Below are 18,748 nucleotides of genomic sequence, written 5' to 3'. Positions count from 1 at the left end.
CTTGGAGCGTCGCCGAATGCCTGCGTTTGCTGCACTTGCTCAAGGAGGCCGCTCCCGGCGTCTATGCCGAGTGGGAGGCCAACGCCCGGAAAGGAGGGAACTGATGCGCGTTCTGATGTTCGGCTGGGAATTTCCGCCCTACAAGAGCGGCGGCCTTGGGACGGCGTGCTACGGCATGGGCCGGGCGCTGGCGAAGAAAGGCACGGAAATCCTGTTCGTCTTGCCGCAGACCCCCTTGGACGCCCCGGTGCGGGTGGGGGAACGCCTGTCGCTGTGTTCGGCATCCGGCACGAGGGTGGAGCGTACGGCCCGGAACCTCAGGATCAATGAGGAAGTGCGGGAATTGTGGCGCGAAAAGCTGCACATCGAGCACGTGGACTCGTTGCTGCTCCCTTACGACACGCCGGAAAGCTATGACGAGCGGCGGCGTGAGCTGGAACGCCTCCAGTCGGTGAAACGGAACGCGGACGTTTTTTCTTCGACGCAGGAAACGATCCTGCGTCTGCACGGCGGCTACGGCCCGGATCTCATGAGCGAGGTCTATCGCTACGCTTGCGCGGCGGTGGCCATTGCCCGGAAGGCGCGTTTCGACGTCATCCACGTCCACGACTGGATGACCTATCCGGCGGGCATCCTTGTCCGCAAGCTGACGGGAAAGCCGCTGGTGGCGCATATCCACGCGCTGGAGCACGACCGGAGCGGCGACAATATGAACCGGGACGTGGCGGGCATCGAGCGCGCGGGCCTTGAGGCGGCGGATCGCGTGGTGGCGGTGAGCCATTACACCAAGCGTCTGGTCATGCGGCAGTACGGAATTCCGGGGGACAAGATCGAGGTCGTGCACAACGCCGTTTCCCGCAGCGAGGCGGATCGCGTCTATGCGGTCCCGGAACGCTGCGCGCACGAGAAGCGGGTCCTGTTCATGGGGCGCGTCACGTTCCAGAAAGGGCCGGACTACTTTGTGGAGGCCGCCAAGCTGGTGCTCGACCGCATCCCGGATGTACGGTTCGTCATGGCGGGCAGCGGGGACATGCTGCCGAACATGGTCCGCCGGGTGGCGCAGCTGCGCATCGGCAGCCATTTCCATTTTACCGGCTTCCTCAAGGATGAGGAGGTGGATCATATGTACGCGGTGAGCGACCTCTACGTCATGCCGAGCGTCTCGGAACCCTTCGGCATCGCGCCCCTTGAGGCCATGGCCTATGACGTGCCGGTGCTCATTTCCCGCCAGTCCGGCGTCGCCGAAGTGGTGCGGAACGCGATCAAGGTCGATTTTTGGGACATCCGGGAAATGGCGAACAAGATCTGCGCGATCCTGTCGTACCCGTTTCTCGCCGCCGAGGAAGTCAGGAATTGCCGCGAGGAGCTCAAGACCATCCGCTGGGAAAACGTGGCCGATCGCCTGAATGCCATTTACGCGCAACTTGTTTCCGGGGGAAAATGATATGTCGGCTCTCTGCTTCTACTTTCAGGTCCACCAGCCGTACAGGCTGCGGCACTACACCTTTTTCGACATCGGCGTGGACTCCTTTTACGAGGACGAGGACGCGAACTGCGGCATCATGCTGAAGGTGGCCCGTAAATGCTACCTGCCCATGAACGCGCTTCTGCTCAAGCTGATCCGCAAATACGACGGCAGGTTCAAGGTCAGTTTCTCCATTTCCGGAACGGCGCTCGATCAGTTCGAGGCCTACGCGCCGGAAGTCATCCAGAGCTTCCGGGAACTGGTGGCCACCGGATGCGTGGAGCTGCTTTCCGAGACGTACAACCATTCGCTGGCGTTTCTGTATTCCCCGGAGGAGTTCCGGGAACAGGTCGCCCTGCACGACGAGCGGATCGAAGCGCTCTTCGGCGTAACGCCCCGTGTCTTCCGCAATACGGAACTGATCTACAACAACGATCTGGCGGGCGCCGTGGAAGCGATGGGCTACAAGGCCGTGCTTGCCGAGGGTGCGGATCACGTGCTCGGCTGGCGCAGCCCGAACTTCGTCTACCGCCCGGCGGGGTGCGATCGCCTCAAGCTTCTGCTCAAGAATTACCGCCTCTCGGACGACATCGCCTTCCGGTTCTCGAACCACCAATGGCCCGAATTTCCGCTTACGGCGGACAAGTTTTCCGAGTGGGCGCACGCCGCCAACGCCTCCGGGGATCTCATCAATCTGTTCATGGATTACGAGACGTTCGGGGAGCATCAATGGGAATCCACCGGCATTTTCGCCTTTATGGAAGCCTTGCCCGAGGTTATGCTGCGGACGCCCGGTTTCGCGTTCATCACGCCTTCGGAAGCGGCGGCCCGGTTCGAGCCGGTGGCGTGCCTCGACGTGCCGCATTTTATGTCGTGGGCGGACGCCGAGCGCGATCTCACCGCATGGCTCGGCAACGACATGCAGAACGACGCCATCGAATCCGTCTATCGTCTGGAGAAGGCGGTCAAGGCCACGGGCGATCCCGGCGTGCTCCGCACATGGCGGCGTCTGCAGACCTCCGACCATTTTTACTACATGTCCACGAAGTGGTTCTCGGACGGCGATGTGCACAGCTATTTCAACCCCTACGGCACGCCGTACGACGCCTACATCAATTATATGAATGTGCTCGCCGATTTCAGGCTTACGCTTGAGGCGGCGTCCCCCCTTGACCCCGGAACGAAAAGCGCCGTCCTGAAAAGCGCCTGAGGGCGCTTGGGCTTGCCGGGGAACCCCGGAAGCCAGCCGTGGCGGCGCGGGAGCAGAACCGTATGCAGTATGATATGTCCCGCACCACGCTCTTTGAAGTCAGTTGGGAAGTCTGCAACAAAGTGGGCGGCATTTACGCCGTCGTGAGCAGCAAGGCTCTGGAGGCCGCCGCTCTTTTTGGAGACAACTACTATCTGTTGGGCCCGGATCTGGGCAACAACGCGGAATTCGAGGAAACGGACGAAGCCTGCTGGCAGGAGCTGCGCGCGATCACGGCACGGCGGAATCTGGCCTGCCGCTTCGGGCGCTGGGATATTCCGGGGCGGCCCAAGGTCATTCTTGTCGGCTATCGGGATCGGTTCAATCAGGGACAGCTTTTGTTTTCCCTGTGGAATCGTTACGGCATTGATTCCATTTCCGGCGGGTGGGATTATGTGGAGCCCGTCATGTTCAGTACCGCGTGCGGCGAGGTGATCGAGGCGGCGTGCCAGACGCTTGCCGTGCCCGCGTCCGGCCCGGTGCTTGCGCATTTCCACGAATGGATGTGCGGCGGGGGCCTCTTGTACCTGAAGGAGCGCGCGCCCAAGCTCGGCACGGTCTTTACGACGCACGCGACCATGCTCGGCCGGTCGATGGCGGGGTCCGGGTTCGACATCTACAAGCAGATGAACCAGATCAACCCCAAAATGGAAGCCGGGGCCTACAACATCACCGCCAAATGCTCGATGGAAACGGCGTCGGCGCGGGAAGCCGACTGCTTTACCACGGTGAGCCGCATCACGGCGGACGAGGCCACGGTCTTTCTGGGCCGTTCCCCGGACGTGGTGACGCCCAACGGCCTCGACATGCGGGTCATCCCCGACTACAGCGCCGAACGGGATGTTCCGGCCGGGGCGCGGGCCAAACTCCTTGGCGCGGCGGGACGCCTTCTGCGGCGCGAGCTTGCGCCGGATACCCGGATCTTCATCATTTCCGGGCGGTATGAATACCACAACAAGGGCGTGGACGTGTTCCTCGACGCGCTGGCGGGCGTGAACGAGGCGCTGCGCCAGTCCCAGACCAACGTGCTCGCCTTGTGCGCCGTCATGGGCGGGCACAGCGGGGTCAATCCCGATGCCGTGGGCGGCGATCCTTCCAAAATCTCCGATCAGGGGCCGTACTGGATCAGCAGCCACCACGTATACAACCAGCCGCAGGACCCCATCCTGAACGCCTGCAAGCGGCTCGGTCTGGACAACAGGCCGGAAAACCATGTGCAGGTCATTTTTGATCCTGCTTTGCTGGACGGCAACGACGGCTTCCTGAATATGCCGTACGAGGAAGTGCTGGCGGCCTGCGATCTGGGCGTTTTCCCCTCGTGGTACGAGCCGTGGGGCTACACGCCGCAGGAAAGCGCCGCGCACGCCGTCCCCACCGTGACCACGGACCTGTCGGGCTTCGGCCTGTGGGTGCGGGACACGCAGGGGCAGGAGCAGGGCGTTACGATCCTGCACCGTCAGCAGACTTCGTATGAGGGGACGGTAGCGGCCTTGCGGGGCGTTTTGCTGGACTACGCTGCCCTGCCGTCGGCGCAGCTCGACGAGCGGCGCACGGCCGTCCGCTCGTTGTCCGGCGCGTGTTCGTGGGAGCGGTTTTTCCCCCACTATATTCAGGCGTATACGCAGGCATTGGACAAGGCCGTGGAGCGCGGGGCGCTTCGTGACGCGCCGAGCAGCGCATCCCTGACGCGGGTGCTTGAGGCGACGATGTCCACGACGCCGACCCTGCACGCCTTTACCGCCGTCACCGCGCTGCCGGAGCCCATCGGGCGGCTGCGCGAGCTGGCCCATAACCTGTGGTGGAGCTGGCATCCCGAATGCCATCAGCTGTTTTCCGCGCTCAACCCGGCGGAGTGGGAACGCAGCGGACACAATCCCGTGGCGGTCATCGAAAAGGCGACCAAGGCCCGTTTGCTCATCGTGGCGCATGACCAGTCCTACCTGCGGCTGTATAAGTCCACAATGGAGGCCTTTGACGCCTACATGGGCGTTTCCGCAAAGGACTTCGGCGCGTTGTCGCCGGAGCGCCCGGCGGCCTATTTCTCGACGGAGTACGGCTTGAGCGAGTGCCTGCCGATCTATTCGGGCGGGCTCGGCGTCCTGTCCGGCGATCACCTGAAATCGGCAAGCGATCTGAACATCCCTCTCGTGGGCGTGGGCTTGCTGTACCGGAGCGGATATTTCCGGCAGCAGATCGACAGGGATGGGCGGCAGATCGCCCAGTATCCCGAAAACGATTTCGCCACCTTGCCGCTGGAGCTGGTCAAGGATGAGGGCGGAGCGCCGCTTGAGGTGCTGTTGCAGCTTCCGGGGCGGCGTCTCCATGCGCAGATCTGGCTGGTGCGCGTGGGGCGGGTCAAGCTGTATCTGTTGGACACAGACACGCCCAGCAATACCGCCGACGATCGCAAGATCACCGCCCGGCTGTACGAGGCGGACAGGGATTGCCGCCTCCGTCAGGAAATCCTGCTCGGCATGGGCGGGGTCCAGCTCATGCGCGCCCTCGGCATCAGGCCCTCCGTGTATCATATGAACGAGGGGCATTCCGCGTTCCTCATCCTTGAGCGTATCCGCCTGCTTATGCAGGAGCGGGGGCTCTCCTTTGCCGAAGCGGGGGAACTCGTGCGCGGAAGCAGCCTGTTTACGACGCATACGCCCGTGGACGCGGGGAACGAGCGTTTCGGGCTGGAACGGATGGAGCCGTACTTCCTGCCGTATGCCCAGAGCATCGGCCTGCCGTGGCCGGAATTCGTGCGGATGGGGCGGTTTGAAGGGAGCGAGCGCAATGTTTTCGAAATGACGGTGCTGGCTTTGAATTACTCGTTCCGGGCCAACGGCGTGAGCGCCCTGCACGGATACGTTTCCCGCCATATGTGGCAGGAAGGCTGGAAGGGCGTGCCCAAGGCGGAGATCCCCATCCGGTACGTCACCAACGGCGTCCATGTGCCGTCGTATACGGGGGCGCCCATGCGGGCGTTGCTGGATAATGTGCTTGGCCCCGGCTGGCAGGAGCAGAGCCCGGATTCGTCCATCTGGAGCAAGATAGACGAAATCCCGGACGAGGGCCTCTGGGCGGTGCGGCAGCTCCAGAAGAAGCAGCTTTTGGATTATCTCCGGGCTTCGCTGCCGGAATTTTTCAAGAAGTTTGCCATTCCCTACGAAAAGCAGAAGGAAATGGCGGCCCGTCTTACGCCGTCTTCTCTGGTCATCGGTTTTGCCCGGCGGTTTGCGCCGTACAAGCGGGCGACGCTGCTCTTCGCGGATTTGGATCGTCTGGCCCGCATCGTGGGCAATGCGGAGCGCCCGGTGATCTTCGTCTTCTCCGGCAAGGCCCATCCCGCCGACACGCAGGGCATCGACATGCTGCAGGAAGTGATCCGCCACATGCTCGATCCCCGCTTCTTCGGAAAGATATTCTTCATAGAGGATTACAACCTCGCTGTGTCGCGGCTCATGGTTCAGGGCTGCGACGTGTGGCTCAACACTCCCCGCCGTCCCTACGAGGCCTGTGGGACCAGCGGCCAGAAGGTGCCCGTCAACGCGGGGGTCAACCTCAGCATCTCCGACGGCTGGTGGTGCGAAGGGTATAACGGCGAGAACGGCTGGACCATCGGGCCCGCCGTCACCCGTGAATATCTGTGCGGGGAACAGAGCGATTATGACGACGCCGGGTTCCTGTACGCCCTTCTGGAAGAAAAGATCGTGCCGCTGTATTTCGAGCGCAATTTCGAAGGGATGCCCCACGACTGGCTTCTGACGGTCAGGCAGTCCATGCAGTCCTTGATTGCGCGGTTCAGCTCCAACCGGATGGTGCGGGAGTATCTCAACGACTACTACATCCCGGCGGCGCAGCGGTATGCGGAACTGCGCGACAAGCACAACGCCCTCACCAAGCGCCTCGCCCGGTGGAAGCAGGACGTCAACGCCCGCTTCAGCTCCCTTCGGATCGAGCAGATCCGTATTGAAGGGCTTAAGGGTGAGGAACTGATGGGCACCCAGCCCATGCAGGTACAGATCGGCGTCCTGCCCGGCGGGATGAAGCCCGAGGAGCTGCTCGTCCAGCTCGTGGCCGGACCGGGCGACGGCAACGGTTTTACGGACACTCCGGACGTCGTGGATATGGCGCGCACGGAGGAGAGCACGGCGGACAGGCTTGTGTACGCCTGCGCCTACAGTCCGTCCCGGAGCGGGCCGCATGTCTACGGCGTGCGAGTGCTTCCCGTCACACCGGGGCTGGCCTCGCCGCTGGAGACGCGGCTGGTCCTGTGGGGATAAACCGGATCTCTTCGGAACTCCCCTCAGTTCCGTAGGCGCATTGAATGCCCCGGGGCTTGTGTACGCCACCGGGGCACGGTAAAAGCGAATGGCGGCTCAGGAGTTCTTCGGGGCCGCCATTCGGCGTTTTGCCGGAAAAAAGGCTTTCGGCGGTGCTGTTCCGTGAAGACGGTTTTTCTGGCGCGTTTCATGCAACGAAAAAACGCGAGGGGAGAGCCTGCAACGTTTTTGGCAGTGCCGCCGATTTGGGGTTGTGCCGCATCAAGTGGGGCGGGGTTCACGGTTTTTTGGGAAAAGCGAAGGACGCTGAAAGGGGAATCTATGAGTTTGGAAACGTATCAGAATATGATGGCTGAATTGGGGCGCGCCTGCGGGTTTTCCCTGCCCGTCGACGACACGGGCTACACCAGCCTGGAAGTCGACGGCTCACTGATCTGCAACATCCAGTACATCGAGCCTGCTGACGCCGCCTACATCTACTTTGAAATCGGCAGGATTGTGGCCGGAGGCGAAGGAAAGGTCGCCCCGGAACTGCTGGCCGGGAATCTCTTCGGGCTGGGCACCGGCGGAGGCGTGCTCGCCATGGAGCCGGAATCACGGAAGGTTATGTACAGCTATCAATGCGGGTTGACTGAGCTGAGCCATGAACGGTTTCTGGATATTATGGATTCCGTCATGCGGCAGGCGGAATACTGGGCCAATCGTTTGGGGGAACTCAACCGGGAGGCCGTGGGAACCGGGGCGCCCGCCCCCGCCGAAATGCTGTTTCGGGTGTAACCGGCCGTTTCCGGATGCAAACCGGACCGCCGCAACAATCAGGATGACTCTATGCCTCAGCTGCAAGCGTTCAATACGTTATCTTACGGTTCCTCCAGCCGGGTCGTTCTGGATTCGGACTCCCAGCTCGGCGTCTCCGCTCAGTCGGGCAGGGGCCTGAGCCGCACCGACAAGGCTGATCAGAACCTCATGACCCGGCAGGTTTTGCTCAACGCTCTGGGCAGGCAGTTCGGGGTGGGGGTGGCGGAACGTTTCCTTCCCCAGCTTTCTACGACCAAAGCCCTGTCCAGCCGGGAAATCCGAGGCATCATCGCTAAGGCCGGGGAGCTCAGCTCCCACGACAAGAAAGCCAATCTGGAGACGAACCGGACGCGCCTTTTGAGCGTTTTCGCAGGGCGTTCGGACATGAGGAATCCGGCGTTCCGGGATCGGCGCGCTGTGAACGAAGTGGCCGGGCGTCTGCTTGCAAACGAGCCCGCGGCCAAAACGTCCCGCTTGTCCGATTCGGACCTGATGCGGCTCTCTGATGAGCTGCAAACGGCAGTGCAGGGCATCGCCGATGAAAGGGCGCTGGGCGTGCGGGATGCGGGCCGGATTTTGGGCAGATTTGATGTGGAGGATCGGAGCAAGGCCGGGGAGCTTCGTCCCGGGGACATCATCAACGGCTACGAATTTGTGGAATTGAAACAAAAGGGCGTGGAGCCGGGGTTTGTCGGCCTGAAAGCCTTCACGGATGAGCATATGGCGCAGATGCGCGCGCCGGGAACCCCCCTTCATCAGACGGCGGACGCGTTTCTGGAGCACTGCTTGTCCGGAAATGCCGGGCCGTTCCGGGGGCTCCCGGATCTGAATCCAGCCGTCGCCGTGTTGCGTTCTTTGGCGCAGGACGTCAAAAGGGAAACGTTCCCGGCTCTCGGCGAAGCGGATTTTCCAAATCCTGAAATGAGAGCACAGTTTAAGGAAGCACTCTTGAACGATCCCGGATGCCTGGCTCAAGTAAAGACCGCGTTGCGCGGCTGCATTCCGGAATTTTCCACCCGGCACTATGTCAAGCTGGATTACAACGAATCCGATCGGAACATTTTGGGGAACGTGCGCATCCCTAGACGTACGGCCAAAAGCGGCGCTCATCGCTTTTTTACCGCGCATACCCGCAATGAAGCCAATTTCAACGCCATTAAGGAAGTTTTGGCCAGCGACCTCATGCGGGCGATGGGCATCGAGTCGCAAAAGGCGAAACTGGTGCGCAGCGAATATACCGACGGCAAGATGAAGCTGCTCATCGATGCCGAGCACATGAGCCAAACCGGGGCTGACGGGCAGGTCCAGTCCTTCAGGGATTTCGCGGGGCACATCGTGGACGGCTTTCTGGTGCGGGACGATGACCGGGGCAGAAGCGACACGAGTATGGCGCAGCTGGGGCGCAACAAGATCCTCATGCTTGCCTTGTCCGACCGCGACGCCCTCGGCTCGCGCGGCGACAACAAGGGACGTATGGGCAATACTTTTGCCGCCATTGATCCCGGGCACTCATTGGAAGAGTTTATGGATGCGAGGAACATCCGCTCCGATTTTTCCTTCTCCGAGCCTGGTCGGTTCAGCAAATTCAAGAACTACACGGTGTTTGACGATTGCGCCTACATGGAAAAGATGGAGGGCGTGCGGCAGTTGAAGGAGATGCGCGATTCCGGCGGGGACTTGAAGGTTTTCTCCAGCTATATCGGATGGCTTCGTGGAGAGGAGGAACGGGTTGCCGGGGATCCCGGTCTTGGCGAGAACGAAAAGAGAGACCAGATCGCCGATTTTCGGAAGCTGAGGCATCAGGTAGAAACGATGCGTGATGCCTTCATCGCCCGGCGCGATTATATTCTGAACGATGTGTTCGGCGAACGGCTTCCTTTCCTTGACGACAATCCGCCCATTCTGGAGAACCTGAGCAATCTGGAAAAGCTGACCTCCCGGACCACGCGGACGTCCCCGCACGGAACGGTTCAGTTGGAGCATCTGCAAGTGGTGGAAGGTGGCCGCCAGCAGTGGCATATCCAGCGTGACGGCGAGGGCGGCTATATCTTCCAGGCCGTCTCTGGGGACCCTGCCAAGGCCCGGGCCACGGTGAACGATCTGCTCAGGGCAAGCAACCTTCCGTTCAAGGCCGACGGTGACGCCGCCACAGCCTATCTGCATGTTCCGGCTTCGCAGGTGCAGGCTTTCGCCGCGGCGATGAGCGAGGCGAACGTCATCGCATATAAGGAAGGGCATCGGTAGAGAGTAAGATATGTTATGCGACATGAGGAGGCTGTTTCCGGACAGCCTCCTTTTTGTTTTGCCGAAAAAGGGAGGACGGAAGAGAGAAAAAATGTAGTTATTGATCTTGACTTTCATTTTCATATACGGCAGATCTATCTCCAACAGAACGGAATGGAGGAACGCTATGAGTTGGTTATCTCAGACAGCGAGCGCGGAACCCGCGTTGGACGTTGCGTCGCCTGTTTCACGGGCTGTTCACGGCATATGGGAGGCGGATGAACTGTTCAAATGTCCGCTTGTCGGCATGGGGATCACGCTTGCCGAACAGAAGCATCTCTTGAAGAAAATGTCGCTTCCGGCGGTTGAACTGACGCCGTTTGAAATCCACGAGCTGTTCGTCAATGCCGCTGCTACGGAAAACCCCCTGTCCCGGAAGATGAGCCAGCTGCTCCGCCGGAAGTACGAGCGTGAGGCCGCCCCGTTGCGGCTTTTGAGTGAAGAGGATTTTCTCGCGCAGTGGAAGAAGGCGTTCTCCGCCGGCCAGTATGTGGGCTTTTTGTGGGCGGCGGGCACACGCGGGCTTTCGGATGAAGCCCGTCGCACGGTCTACGGCGCGGTCCACATGGCCATGCACGGCATTGCGGAGGAACAGACGCGCATCCGGCGGTTTATCGCTGAACTGGAACGCAAGAACGAGCAGCAGGCCAACCGCATCCGGCTGTTGAAGGAGCGCGAAGCGGTTTCGCGCGGCGGCATGGATCAGGCGGAAGAGGGCAGGCGTGCGCTTGCGCAGGAAAACGCTGCGCTCCGGGACGAACGCAACCGCCTGAAAGCCGAACTGGACGCCATGTATGAGGCGTCCACGGCGCTGTGGGAAATCAGGGGCCCGGAACTTGAAGCGGAAAACGAGAACCTGCGGGAGGCACTTGCGTCGTTGACGCAGCGTTTCGAGGGCCAGCGCGAACTGGTCAATTCGCTGCTCAAGCAGGGAAGGGCTCGCTTTGAGCAGGGGAACTTGCCTGGCATGGCGGCTGATTCCTGCGGGACCTGTTGCGGCAGAGACTGCGACGAGAGTTGTCCTTCGTTCGATCTGTGCAGCAAGCGGGTGCTCATCGTCGGCGGCGTCGAGCGCATGGAGTCGTTGTATCGCGAATTTATTGAAGGGGGCGGCGGCGTCCTCGATTATCACAACGGCTCGCTGCAGGGCGGCACGCGCCAGCTCGAGCGGAGCCTCAGGCGCGCGGACATCATCCTCTGCCCCGTGAACTGCAACAGCCACGGCGCCTGCATCAAAGTCAAAAATCTGGCGAAGAAACACAACAAGACATTTTATATGTTGCCGAACGGGAGCCTGAGCACCATTTCCCGTCTTTTGGGGAGCGAATCCGCACGGCAAGAAGGAGAACGTGCATGAGCACCGATTTTCAGATGAACTACCATCACAACAAGGACAACCTGCACGTGAAGATGCAGGGCATTTTTGACGGCAACTCCGCCCACGAACTGCTGAATCTCTTTCTGAGGGAGTACAGGTGCGGCGGCAGGGTGTTCGTCGATACGGCGGGGGTAAGCGAAGTGTTGCCGTTCGGTAGCAAGGTGTTGCAGGCCCGGTTGTGCCAGACGCCCGTTCCGGCGTCGCAGTTGTTCTTCAAGGGCGAAAACGGATTCAACATGGCGCCCTCCGGGAGCCGTGTGCTTATCGTACCGCCCCGCAAGAAGAAAAGCGGATGCTGCGGAAAATGCGCGCACTGCACATGCCACGGGGGACACGGGCATGAGCATGGGCACGGAGGATGCGCATGTCGCGGCGAACACAATCACGATCATTAACTTTTTTCCAAGTGGAGCTTTTTCATGAGTAATGTGCTTATCGTTTACGGGTCCACCACCGGCAACACGGCGGATATTGCCGAATACCTCGGCGGGCGTCTGCGGGCTGCGGGGCATGCCGTCGATGTACGGGATGCCGCCGACGTTTCCCCGGATGGCCTGTGCGAAGGCCGGGATGTCGCGCTGTTCGGGTGCTCCGCGTGGGGGACCGATGAAGTCGAGCTGCAGACGGATTTCGAGCCGTTGTTCGAAGCCTTTGATCGTATTGGCGTCAAGGGCGTCAAGACCGCGTGCTTTGCGAGTGGGGACAGCTCCTTTGAGCATTTTTGCGGGGCGGTGGATGTGATTGAGGCGCGTTTGAGCGAACTCGGCGGCATTCAGATTCTGGAAGGCTTGAAGCTCGACGGCAATCTCTCGTCGAACGAGAGCGACGTGGAAGATTGGGCCAACCGGCTGCTGGCGGCTCTTTAACCATATTTTTTTATGCGAATATATTGAAAATGAAATTCAATCATAATAGACTGCGGGCGGTATAGGCACTCCGTAGCCGTTATGCCTGAAGCGCGGGCCGGAGTGCAGGGCCCGCGCTTCAATACATCTTGAACCGTTATGTAAGGGTGAGGTATGTCAGGCGGACAAGTCCATATTGATCCGGAGACGGTGTTCACGCGCTTCCTACGCGGAAAAGGTTGTCACAACACGCAGCAGCGGCGAGCCATCGTTTCCGTGTTTTTTCAGGAAGAGGGGCACCTGACCATTGACGATCTGTACGGCCGGGTTCAGCGACAGGATCCGACGGTGGGGCAGTCCACGGTATACCGCACGATGAAGCTGCTGTGTGAGGCCGGGCTTGCCAAGGAAGTTTCTTTCGGCGGGGGCGTCGTCCGGTATGAGCAGGCCAGCGACTGGCACCACGATCATCTCATCTGCGAGTGCTGCGGCAAGAGCATTGAGGTCGTCGATCCTAAGATCGAAGCCCTGCAGGAGCGCCTTGTCCGCCAATACGGGTTTACGCCTACGCAACACAGGCTGTATCTGTACGGCGTCTGTCCGGACTGCCTCGCTGGGCAATCTCCTTCAAGATAGGCTGTAATAAAAAGCATTCCGCCTTTTGGCAAAATGGTTGACAGGCCGGGGCGGACTGTGTACATATGCGGCCATAAAGTTTGATTGATAAAACTTAATATTATTAAATGTACTTTTGATGAGAACCCGGAGGGGTCATGACTGAAATCCGATTGGAAAAAAGCCTTCCGTCCGAGCAGGAGCGGGTAGGGCAGCCAAGCGTCCCGGCTGAGGGGCTCGAACGCTACTTCGCCAGGGAGGGCGTCGATCCTCTGCCGTACGCGTTTGAAGGCAAGATCGCCGTCCACCCCGGCCTCGGCGGTGCGGGCGTGGAAAAACAGGATGTTGAGGCGACGCTGGAACCTCTGCTGGCGGAACCGAGGACGGGAAAGACCGTGGCGTACATCCATGTGCCGTTTTGCGAGACGCACTGCCTGTACTGCGGTTTCTACAACAAGGCGTACCGCGAAGACGAAAGCCGGATCTACGCCGACGCGCTCATTCAGGAGCTGCGCCTGTGGCGGGGCCGCCCCGGACAGGATGCCGGGCCGGTCCATGCCGTATACATGGGCGGAGGCACGCCCACGGCGCTGCAGGCGGACGATCTCCGGCGCATCTTGAAGGAAGTCCGCGCCGTGCTGCCGCTTGCCAACGATTGCGAGATCACGGTGGAAGGGCGTCTGTCGAATTTCGGCCCGGACAAGATGGAAGCGTGCTTCGAGGGCGGGGCAAACCGCTTTTCGCTCGGGGTGCAGAGCTTTGACACGGAGATCCGGCAGGCGATGGGCCGCGTGTCCGATCGCGACACGCTGATCCGGCAGCTCCAGCTTTTGCAGAGCTATGATCAGGCCGCCGTCATCGTGGACCTCATCTACGGCTTCCCCATGCAGACGATGGACCGCTGGCTGGCGGACATCGCCACGGCCCAGTCGCTCAAGCTCGACGGTGCGGACTGCTACCAGCTCAACGTGTACCGGAACACTCCGCTCGCCAAGGCCATTGAGAGCGGACGCCTTCCCGCCGGGGCGGACGTCCCCATGCAGTCGGCCATGTTCGCCGCAGGGGTGAAGGCCATGCAGAAAGGGTTTTACCGCCGCCTCTCGATCAGCCACTGGGCGCGGACGTCGCGGGAACGCAACCTGTACAATCTGTATGTCAAAGGCCGCGCCCACTGTCTGGCGTTCGGTCCCGGCGCGGGCGGCAATCTGGACGGGTTCTTCTATCTGAACCAGTCGGACTACCGCGCGTGGCAGGAAGAAGTCCGGGCCGGACGCAAGCCCATCGCCATGCTGCTCCGCCCGTTCCCGCAGGGCAAGCTGTTCAAGGCCATCGCCGAGGGGATGGAGCAGGGCTGGCTGGACATGCCGGGGCTGGAAGCGGCTTACGGCATCCCGTTGGGCGAGGTGTGGAAACCCGTGCTTGAGCAATGGGAACGGGCGGGTCTTGTCGAACGGGACGGGGCCTTCATCGTGCTTACGCTCGCCGGGCAGTTCTGGCAGGTGAACCTTTCACAACTGTTGCTTGATTATCTCAAGCGTTCTTTGGAGGCCTGATGTTTGTAAGGAAGATGCTGGCCCGCGCTTTGCCGTTGACGGCGCTGGGCTTGGCGGCGTGGTGCCCCGCCTATGCCGTGGAGGAGCCGGTCAAGGCGGACGACGTGTACGTGACCGCCACGAGGGTGGAGAAGGAATTGCAGGACGTTCCCATGAGCGTTTCCGTCATGACGAGCGAGGACATCAAGCGTTCTCCCGCCCGGACCATCGGCGAGCTTTTGCAGGACGTGCCGGGCGTGGAAATCAGGAATTCCGGCGGGCAGGGCTTTAAGCGCATATCCATCCGCGGCGAGAATCCCAACCGCGTGCTGATCCTCATCGACGGGCAGAAGCTCGTGGAAAACAAGTCGATGGACGGCACGCCCCTGTTGATCGATCCCTCCAATGTGGAGCGCGTGGAAGTCATCAAGGGCCCCGCGTCCGTGCTCTACGGATCGGAAGCCATCGGCGGCGTGGTCAACATCATCACCAAGAAAGGCGGGGACAAACCGATTCAGGGCGAGGCGTCCGTGGCCTATAACGGCGCGTCCAACGGTTTTGCCGAATCCCTGTCGGCTTTCGGCGGTATGAACGGATTCAAGTACCGCATGTCCGGCTCATACAGCGATCAGGGGAACCTGCGCACGCCTGACGGCGAAGCGCCGAACACCTCCTTCCGCCAGAAGGAAGGCAGCGCGTTCCTGAGCTACGATTTTTCCGACAAGTTCACGGTCGGCGGCGGGCTGGACAGCTTCAAGGGGTCCATCCATTCCGGGAGCATGGAACCCGGCTATGAGAATTTCGCCGTGGACGTCCCCAAGTGGCAGCGCGATAAGGTTTATGCCTTCGCCGAAGCCAAAAACGTGACGCCGTGGCTTCCCCGTGTGCGCTTCGACGCATTTTGGCAGAAGAATGAAAAGGAAATGACCAACGACGTGAACACGGACCCGGCCATCACGAAAATGCCGCTGGTCGTCACCAACAATGCGGACAACCGGAACAAGCAGCTCGGTTCCTCGCTGCAGATGGACTGGGCCATCGGCGACAACCATTATCTGATCACCGGATACGACATCAGCTATGATACGCTGAAGGCTGATACGAGGGCTTCGGCTTCCACTTCCGTGGAGCGTATCCTTGCCACCGGCATCTTGGCCAGTGCGCCCCCCTTCGCGCAACAGATCGCGGCGGCGTACATGGCGAAGAGCATCCCGTACACTTCCACGGCCTACCACGAGGGCGACATGCTGACGAACGCCCTGTATGCCCAGATGGAATCGACCTTGCCCGCCGACTTCACGCTGAGCTATGGGGTACGGTATACGTGGGTCCAGTCCGAGATGAAACATGCCGAAGGAAGCAAGACCAATTCCAAGGGCACGGTCCCGTATGACGTGGGTACGGAGAGCTCCTCGAACAATTCCCGGCCGGTCTTCAATGTGGGCCTTATGTGGTCGGGCATCCCGGATCTGACGCTGCGGGCTACGTTCGCGCAGGGATTCCGCGTCCCTTCGCTGCAGGAAAAGTATGTGATGTCGGCGATGGGAGGCGGGACGATCCTGCCGAACCCCGGCCTCAAGCCGGAGACCTCGAACAGCTATGAAATCGGGGCGCGGTATGTCCATGACGGCCTGTCCGTAGACGTCGCGGCCTTCTATTCCGATGCGGACGACTACATCTATAACCCCACCATTGACGCGGACACCGACACTTCGCGCTACATCAACGTCTCGTCGGCGAAGACCCACGGGGTGGAGCTGGCCGCGAGCTATGATTTCGAATGCGGCCTCACGCCGTACGCTTCCGCGACATGGATGCGGCGCAAGTTCGACTACGGCACGCTGACCACATGGAAAACCGGCGTACCCGAATGGTCGGGCAGGGCGGGGGTGCGCTTCAAGCACGCCCTGAGCGAAACCGTTGACTTCAACGCCGACATTTACGGGCGGTTCTCCTCAAATTCCGTCGAGAAGACCGAGAGCGAGACGACCCACTACAACAACTGGCAGACGGCGAACGTGGCTTTCGGCTTCGAGTTCGGCGACGAAAAGCAGTATACCGTGGCCGCCGAAGTCCTGAACCTCTTCGACAAGCGGTACCGTCAGGACGACAGCATTTTGGAGCCCGGCCTGCATGCCAACATCAAGGTCGGCATGAGATTCTGATTTCATGAGGAAGTCTGTGTTTCAGTATTGAAATTGAATTTCATTTATATTATCAAAAAATCTCCCCGCGCTGCACGGCGGCGGACGCCCACGGTAATCCCGTGCGGCGTCGGGGAGGAGGGGAAGGAACACGGATGCCGTCACAGGTCTTCAACCGTCATTACTGGAGTGCGCGGGAACTCGTCGTCCTCGGCGTTTTCTCGGCCGCCGCCAAGCTTTCCACCCTGCTGGTCGCGCTGGTGGGGGGAGGGATGAACCCGGTGAGCCTGCTCGCCAAGAACCTCATTTTCACCACGCTGCTCGTGGTCATGCTCTATAAGGTACGCAAGCCGGGGACGCTGGCCCTGTTCGTGCTCGTGAACATGCTCATCAGTATGCTTCTGCTCGGCGGCAGCGTGACGCTCCTCCCGGCCATGCTGCTGGCGGCGGGCTGCGCTGAGGCGGCGATGGCCTGCTCCGGAGGGATGCGGAAGCCGTGGGCGCCCGTGCTCGGCGTCGCGGTGTACGATCTCACGTCGAAAGTTTTTTCGCTGGGCGTTTCGTGGCTGTTCATGCGTGAGAGTCCGGCCTTGTTGTATGTCATCGTTCCCATTGTGGTCATCGGCTACGTGGGATCGCTGTGCGGGCTTTTTTCCGGCGTCCGCGCCGTTCGGGAGCTGCGTCATGCAGGCATTGTCCGTAACTGAGGGTTCCGGCTGTGGCGGCGGGCTGCACGCGGCGGATACGCGGGCGAAGATGTTCGTCAGCCTGCTGGCGTCCGTGGCTACGGTGGCCCTGTCGGGGGTCGAGCCGCAGATGGTGCTTTTCGGCATGTCGCTGGTGTATGCCCTCGGGATGCGGCAGTTCCGCATACTGCTGATCGGGTATGCGGTCCTTGTGGGCATGTCGCTGCTGGCCATGGGGTGCGCGTTCGGGATGAGCCTGCTGATCCCGTCCATGCCCGCGTTTTCGGCGGTGTCGCTGGTGGTGCCGTTCCTGCGCATGGCGACGATGCTGAACGTGATCCTGCCGCTGGCCTTTTCCTGCCGGGTGCAGAGCCTGCTGACCGCCCTGAAGAGTTTGCGCCTGCCGTTCTGCCTGTATCTCCCGGCTGCGGTGATGATCCGTTTCATCCCCACGTTTTTGCATGACGTTAAACAGGTTTCGGAAACGCTTCGGATACGCGGCTGGCGCATGACCCCGTGGAACGCCTTCCGCCATCCCGTGCTGCTGATCCGGCTGGTGTTCACGCCGCTGCTGTTCCGTTCGCTGAAGACGTCGGAAGAGCTCGGCATCGCCGCCGAACTCAAGGGCCTCGGCTACGGCGAAGGGATGCGCCCTTACCGGAAACTGGTCTGGAAGGCATCCGACACATGGCTTTTGGTCGCGGCCTGCCTCGTGGCGGTTGCGGCGGTGCTGTGCCAACATGCCGTGGGATGGGCCCCTCTGGAAGGAGGGATGCGCTGATGCTCCGCTTTGAACGTGTGACCTACACGTACCCGTTCCAGACATGCCCGGCGGTTTCGGATATTTCGTTTTCGGTGCGGCCCGGCGAACTGGTGCTGTGCACCGGGGCCAGCGGCTGCGGCAAGTCCACGCTGATGCGCCTCGCCAACGGCCTGTGCCCCCACTATTTTCAGGGGACGCTGGAAGGCTGTGTCCTGATCGGCGGCGAGCCGACGGACGCCCGGCCCATCAACGCCATTGCGCGGGAGGTAGGAACACTCTTTCAAGACCCCGAACAGCAGTTTTTCGCTCTGAATGTCGAGGACGAGCTGGCGTTCGCCCATGAATGGCAGGGCGTTTCGCCCGAATCCATCGCCGCCAAAATCGATGAGGCGGCGCGGGCCTTCCGGCTCGGGCCGATTCTGTCCTCCTCCATCCACGAACTGTCCGAAGGGCAGAAGCAGAAGGTCGGGTTGGCCTCCATCCTCTCGCAGGGGCCGAGGGCCCTTATCCTTGATGAGCCGAGTGCCAATCTCGATCCCGAAGCTACCGAGGATCTGGCCCGCAAGCTCACCGAACTCAAGGCGCGGGGCATGGCGATCCTTGTGGTGGATCATCGGCTGTACTGGCTGGAAGGCGTAGCGGATCGCGTGCTTGTCATGCAGGAAGGCCGGATTGCGGAGCGGGGCGGCTTTGACCTGCTGTACGACGACGCCCTG

At 61.1% G+C, this 18,748-nt stretch carries 15 protein-coding genes; all 15 read left to right on the top strand.

Annotation, left to right across the window (positions count from 1 at the left end; translation table 11 throughout):
* The first annotated feature begins 103 nt into the window (after window positions 1-103).
* Entirely contained in the window at window positions 104-1,444 is a 1,341-nt protein-coding gene (locus HMPREF0178_RS16100; RefSeq protein ID WP_009380870.1) for a glycosyltransferase, read from the top strand.
* A 1-nt stretch (window position 1,445) separates the two neighbouring features.
* Complete coding sequence (locus HMPREF0178_RS16095; RefSeq protein WP_009380868.1) at window positions 1,446-2,675, top strand: glycoside hydrolase family 57 protein; 1,230 nt, start codon at window positions 1,446-1,448, stop codon at window positions 2,673-2,675.
* A 62-nt stretch (window positions 2,676-2,737) separates the two neighbouring features.
* Window positions 2,738-6,988, top strand: a complete 4,251-nt coding sequence (gene glgP / locus HMPREF0178_RS16090) for an alpha-glucan family phosphorylase (protein ID WP_009380866.1) — start codon at window positions 2,738-2,740, stop codon at window positions 6,986-6,988.
* A gap of 44 nt (window positions 6,989-7,032) precedes the next feature.
* Entirely contained in the window at window positions 7,033-7,344 is a 312-nt protein-coding gene (locus tag HMPREF0178_RS22115; RefSeq protein ID WP_198135001.1) for a hypothetical protein, read from the top strand.
* The gene (locus HMPREF0178_RS16085; protein WP_009380864.1) at window positions 7,310-7,765 is read left to right on the top strand and encodes a type III secretion system chaperone; all 456 of its coding nucleotides are present in this window, start codon (window positions 7,310-7,312) and stop codon (window positions 7,763-7,765) included. The genes HMPREF0178_RS22115 and HMPREF0178_RS16085 overlap by 35 nt, the downstream gene beginning before the upstream one ends.
* Window positions 7,766-7,816: 51 nt before the next feature.
* A complete protein-coding gene (locus tag HMPREF0178_RS16080) occupies window positions 7,817-10,030 on the top strand; it encodes a hypothetical protein (protein ID WP_009380863.1) in 2,214 nt (737 codons plus the stop codon).
* Window positions 10,031-10,196: 166 nt separating this feature from the next.
* Window positions 10,197-11,426 carry a DUF2325 domain-containing protein gene (locus tag HMPREF0178_RS16075; protein ID WP_009380862.1) on the top strand — a complete coding sequence of 410 codons (1,230 nt, stop codon included), beginning with the start codon at window positions 10,197-10,199 and terminating at the stop codon, window positions 11,424-11,426.
* On the top strand, window positions 11,423-11,842 hold the full coding sequence (locus tag HMPREF0178_RS16070; protein ID WP_009380861.1) for a hypothetical protein: 420 nt from the start codon (window positions 11,423-11,425) through the stop codon (window positions 11,840-11,842). The genes HMPREF0178_RS16075 and HMPREF0178_RS16070 overlap by 4 nt, the downstream gene beginning before the upstream one ends.
* A 24-nt stretch (window positions 11,843-11,866) precedes the next feature.
* A complete protein-coding gene (locus tag HMPREF0178_RS16065) occupies window positions 11,867-12,313 on the top strand; it encodes a flavodoxin (protein WP_009380860.1) in 447 nt (148 codons plus the stop codon).
* 153 nt (window positions 12,314-12,466) lie between these two features.
* The gene (locus tag HMPREF0178_RS16060; RefSeq protein ID WP_009380859.1) at window positions 12,467-12,928 is read left to right on the top strand and encodes a Fur family transcriptional regulator; all 462 of its coding nucleotides are present in this window, start codon (window positions 12,467-12,469) and stop codon (window positions 12,926-12,928) included.
* 137 nt (window positions 12,929-13,065) lie between these two features.
* A complete protein-coding gene (gene hutW, locus HMPREF0178_RS16055) occupies window positions 13,066-14,460 on the top strand; it encodes a heme anaerobic degradation radical SAM methyltransferase ChuW/HutW (protein ID WP_009380858.1) in 1,395 nt (464 codons plus the stop codon).
* Complete coding sequence (locus tag HMPREF0178_RS16050) at window positions 14,460-16,604, top strand: TonB-dependent siderophore receptor (RefSeq protein ID WP_009380857.1); 2,145 nt, start codon at window positions 14,460-14,462, stop codon at window positions 16,602-16,604. Before hutW ends, HMPREF0178_RS16050 begins: the two co-directional genes overlap by 1 nt.
* Before the next feature lie 134 nt (window positions 16,605-16,738).
* Window positions 16,739-17,290 (top strand): MptD family putative ECF transporter S component, encoded by a 552-nt coding sequence (locus HMPREF0178_RS16045; protein WP_009380855.1) that lies wholly within the window; start codon window positions 16,739-16,741, stop codon window positions 17,288-17,290.
* Window positions 17,268-18,050 (top strand): energy-coupling factor transporter transmembrane protein EcfT, encoded by a 783-nt coding sequence (locus tag HMPREF0178_RS16040; RefSeq protein ID WP_009380853.1) that lies wholly within the window; start codon window positions 17,268-17,270, stop codon window positions 18,048-18,050. Before HMPREF0178_RS16045 ends, HMPREF0178_RS16040 begins: the two co-directional genes overlap by 23 nt.
* Window positions 18,050-18,748, top strand: a 699-nt coding sequence (locus HMPREF0178_RS16035) for an ABC transporter ATP-binding protein (RefSeq protein WP_009380851.1), incomplete at its 3' end; no start/stop codon positions are given. The genes HMPREF0178_RS16040 and HMPREF0178_RS16035, both read left to right, overlap by 1 nt.

Origin of the sequence: Bilophila sp. 4_1_30 (assembly GCF_000224655.1) — a bacterium.
GTDB lineage: Bacteria > Desulfobacterota > Desulfovibrionia > Desulfovibrionales > Desulfovibrionaceae > Bilophila > Bilophila wadsworthia.
Note: the sequence above shows the minus strand (reverse complement) of the source record. Positions and strands in the feature narration are given on the sequence as shown.